4 protein-coding genes are annotated in these 3,881 nt (G+C 59.8%); 2 read left to right on the forward strand and 2 right to left on the reverse strand.

What is annotated here, in order from left to right; translation table 11 throughout:
* Positions 1–309: 309 nt before the first annotated feature.
* On the reverse strand, positions 310–645 hold the full coding sequence (locus NW844_RS11035) for a hypothetical protein (protein WP_414335647.1): 336 nt from the start codon (positions 643–645) through the stop codon (positions 310–312).
* Positions 646–803: 158 nt separating this feature from the next.
* Entirely contained in the window at positions 804–2,057 is a 1,254-nt protein-coding gene (locus NW844_RS11040; protein WP_414335648.1) for an ABC transporter substrate-binding protein, read from the reverse strand.
* A 288-nt stretch (positions 2,058–2,345) separates the two neighbouring features.
* On the opposite strand from NW844_RS11040, the gene NW844_RS11045 reads away from it, so the two are divergent.
* Positions 2,346–3,164 carry an ABC transporter ATP-binding protein gene (locus tag NW844_RS11045; RefSeq protein ID WP_414335650.1) on the forward strand — a complete coding sequence of 273 codons (819 nt, stop codon included), beginning with the start codon at positions 2,346–2,348 and terminating at the stop codon, positions 3,162–3,164.
* Positions 3,161–3,868 (forward strand): ABC transporter ATP-binding protein, encoded by a 708-nt coding sequence (locus tag NW844_RS11050; RefSeq protein WP_414335651.1) that lies wholly within the window; start codon positions 3,161–3,163, stop codon positions 3,866–3,868. Before NW844_RS11045 ends, NW844_RS11050 begins: the two co-directional genes overlap by 4 nt.
* The last annotated feature ends 13 nt before the right edge of the window (positions 3,869–3,881 follow it).

Genomic DNA, 3,881 nt, shown 5'->3' on the forward strand with positions numbered 1-3,881 from the left:
GCATCGCCACCGGTGCGCAGATCCAGGGTGCCGGGTTGGGGCTGTGCCCAAGCTGCAGCGGTGTGTAGCACCATCCCACAGGTCAGGGCTGAAGCTAGCCAAGGGCAGAGTTGCCTGGAACAATTCATAGGGATCCCTCGCACACCACAAAGATTGGAAAGCTGGGCCAAGATTGCGCTAAAACCCTCTGCCGCCCAGCGGTGGACAATTGCCCTGAATTATATCAACCCCCATCCCTGCGGATCCGAGCATTGCCGCGAGCCGGATTGCGGGCTTGGGCAGTCTGAAGTGCAAGCAGCCGCCTCTTCTTTACGGCAGGCGCAGGGATCCCTGGCAGCGCTGGCCACAGGTCTGCGGCTCGGCTGCCTCGGCGGACAGGTTGGCTTGGGAGTTGAGGATCAGGATTGTGATGGGGGCAGGGGGCGGTGAGGGGCTGCTGCGCCAACCCCACCTGCCAGCGTAGTGCTGCGTTGGGGCGTTGGGCACGACGAAGACGATGTTTTGTAGGACATTGCTTTGCAAAAGGGTGGCGCTGTCGTTTGGGAGTGCCGTCTGCTCAAGGTGGGGGATCTGGGCTAGGGCGGCTGGAGCAAACCCGAAGCTGAGCAGGGCTGCCATTGCAGCGACAAGTTGGGTGGGCAACATTGAGGATTCTCCACAAGACGCCAGGATGCCGACACTTTAGCCTGTTTTGTCCAGAAGGCTCTGTTGACTTGCCGCAAAAAAGCCTGCAAAGAGTGCTCCTTGCAGGCCCCTGTTGCTTATTTGACTGTACTTAACCGTTAGAAAACCCCCAAAGGAAATTAGCTCCCCGGCTCAAACACTTTCAGATCGACTACCTTCCCCCCTTGGAAAGTCCAGTGGGCAAAGGTTCCAGCCACATCCCCCTTCTCGTCGAAGTCCAGCGAGCCGGAAGCGCCGGTGTAGTTGATATCCTCCCCTTGCTTCAGCAGCTCCACCGCCTTGGCCCACTCGCCGGGCAAGATCTCGGTGCCGGGGGGATTGGCCACTTGGCGCAAGGCATCGCGAACGGCAGTGCCATCGGTGCTGCCGGCTTTTTGGATGGCCAAAGCTAAGAGGAAGGCGGCATCATAGGCGGTGTCGATGTAGGGGGTGGGAGGCAGCTCCCCGTAGGCAGCTTTGTAGGCGTCGGCAAAGATCTGGTAGGCTTTGCTGTCGGTGAGGGCCTGGGGCGAGGTGCCGATGGATCCCTCTAGCTTATCGGCTCCCACCTGGGCTGCCAGATCGGGAGAGCGCATGCCATCGGTGAAGACAAAGCGGTCGAATAGCCCTTCTTCCAAAGCTTGCCGCAGGATGACCACGCCGTTTTCGGGGTAGCCGATCAGCACCAACGCCTGGGGATCCCCTTCCTTCAGTTGGGTCAGCTCGCTGCGGTAGGAGGCCTTGCCGGGATCGTAGGGAACAGCTTTGGTGATCTTGCCGCCCTGCTTTTCAAAGGCCGCCTTAAAGCTGTCGGCCAGCCCCTTACCGTAGTCGTTGTTGATGTAGATGACCGCCAGCCGCTCTAGATTCTCTTCGCGGGTAACCTGGGCTAGGGCTACCCCTTGGAAAGCATCAGAAGGAACGGTGCGAAACAGAAAATCGCTGTCCTCTAGGGTGGTGATGGTGGGAGCGGTGGAAGCCGGGGAAATTTGCGGGATCTTGTTGGGAGCTGTCACCGTGGTGGCCACCGGGATGGTGATGCCGCTGCCCAGGGCACCGATAATACCGGCTACCTTCTCCACATTCACCAGCCGCTGAGCGGCGTCGATAGCCGGCTGGGCCGAGGTCTGGTCATCGGCCTCCACTACCTGAGCAGGGGATCCCAAAATGCCACCGGCAGCGTTGATCTGGTCGAGGGCCAGCTTGATGCCCTTGAGGCAATTTTCTCCATAGGCCTGCAGATCTCCTGTCAAAGACAGCAGAGCCCCAATCTTGACCGGCGTTTGAGCAGCCTGCTGGGCCGTGCCGGGCAGCAAAGTGGTGGCCAGAGCAGCCGCCGTCAGGGCAGCCGCCGCCGCAAAGGCGCGTCGGGTGAGTTTGTGCATGCGAGACATAACCAACAACCTCCTGTGAGGCAAGAGAAAGTAGAACTCAGATCCCAAAAGCCAAGTGTTGAATTGTAGCAGTTAGACGTTGGCTCGCCTCAAAGCGTTCCCCACTCCCTCAAAAAAGATGGCTCCAGAAAACAAGCGGGCCAGACTCAGTATCTCGCCCGTTCCCTAGCTGCCGCAGGGTTGGCTGCAACCTCCAAGGGCAGTTGCTCCCAGAGGGATCCGGGAAGGATAATAAGCAAACTCGGCAATTGGGCTCATTATATTGAAATACTGAACTCATCGGGCAGCGTGATTGTTATCGACGACATCTCCAAACGGTTTGGCGGCATCAGCGCGGTAGATCACTGTTCCTTCCGCATTGAAACCGGTCGGATCACGGGCTTGATCGGCCCCAATGGGGCCGGGAAAACCACGCTTTTCAACATCATCGCCGGGTTCGTTCGGCCCAGTAGCGGACGCATCTGGCTGGATGGGGAAGACATCACCGGCCTGCCCCCCCACCATCTGTTCCGGCGCGGCCTGGTGCGCACCTTTCAGATCCCGCGCGAGTTTGGCCGCATGACCGTCCTGGAGAACTTGATGGTCGTCCCGCCCCAACAGGTGGGGGAGAACCTGTTCAATGCCTGGTTCCGCTGGCGGCAGGTGCAACGACAAGAACGCAACCTGCAAGCTCGGGCCGAAGAGGTTTTGCAACGGCTCAACCTCATCCATCTGCGGGATCAACTGGCCGTCACCCTTTCCGGTGGGCAGAAGAAGCTGCTGGAACTGGGGCGCACCCTCATGGCCGATGCGCGGGTGATCCTACTGGACGAACCGGGGGCCGGCGTCAACCGCACGTTGCTGGCGGATCTGATGCGCTTTATCGAGTATCTCAACCGCGAGCGCGGCTGTACCTTCTGCATCATCGAGCACGACTTGGATCTGGTAACCCGTCTCTGCGACCACGTGGTAGTTATGGCCGCCGGCAGGGTGTTGACCCAGGGATCCATGGAGGAGATTAAACAAAACCCAGCCGTGCGGGAGGCCTATCTGGGATCGGTGGCGCTGGCCGACTCCCTGAGTCCATCCAAACCCTCTTCTCTGCCTTCGGAGGGATCCCTCTCATGACCCCTTTGCTGGACATCCAAGATCTCTACAGTGGCTACCGGGGGGTGGACATCCTCAAAGGGATCCACTTGAAGGTGAACCCTGGCCAAATCGTGGTGATCATCGGCCCCAACGGAGCGGGCAAATCGACGGTACTGAAATCTTTGTTTGGCCTAGCCACCATCCGCACAGGCCGGGTGCTGTTTCAGGGATCCGACATCACGCATCTCCCTGCCGAGCAACTGGTGCGACGGGGGATCGGCTTTGTGCCCCAAACCAACAACGTCTTTCCTTCCCTCACCGTGCAGGAAAACTTGGAGATGGGGGCCTTCATCCGACGCGATGGCTATGCCGCCCAACTGGAGCGGGTTTATGAGCTGTTTCCGCCCCTGCAAGAGAAGCGGCGCCAGGTGGCGGGATCCCTGTCGGGCGGACAGCGGCAGATGCTGGCTATGGGACGAGCGTTGATGGCAGAGCCACAGTTGTTGTTGCTGGATGAGCCGACAGCCGGCCTGTCGCCCCTGTACATCGAGCAGACCTTTGCCCTCCTGCGGCAGATCAACCGCCTTGGCGTCAGCATCCTCATGGTGGAGCAGAATGCTAAGCAGGCCCTGCAGATGGCGGACTGGGGCTACGTCTTATCTATGGGAGAAAACCGCTTCGAGGACACCGGCCCCAACCTGTTGAACAATCCCGAGGTGCTGGAGCTGTTTTTGGGCGGTTGAGGCCCTCACCCCC

Origin of the sequence: Synechococcus sp. H55.2 (genome assembly GCF_047462495.1) — a bacterium.
In the GTDB taxonomy this organism is placed as follows: Bacteria; Cyanobacteriota; Cyanobacteriia; order Thermostichales; family Thermostichaceae; genus Thermostichus.

Coding starts and splice junctions, on each gene's coding strand:
- NW844_RS11050 (WP_414335651.1), top strand. CDS start 3,161: ATGACCCCTTTGCTGGACATCCAAGATCTCTACAGTGGCTACCGGGGG.
- NW844_RS11035 (WP_414335647.1), bottom strand. CDS start 645: ATGTTGCCCACCCAACTTGTCGCTGCAATGGCAGCCCTGCTCAGCTTC.
- NW844_RS11040 (WP_414335648.1), bottom strand. CDS start 2,057: ATGTCTCGCATGCACAAACTCACCCGACGCGCCTTTGCGGCGGCGGCT.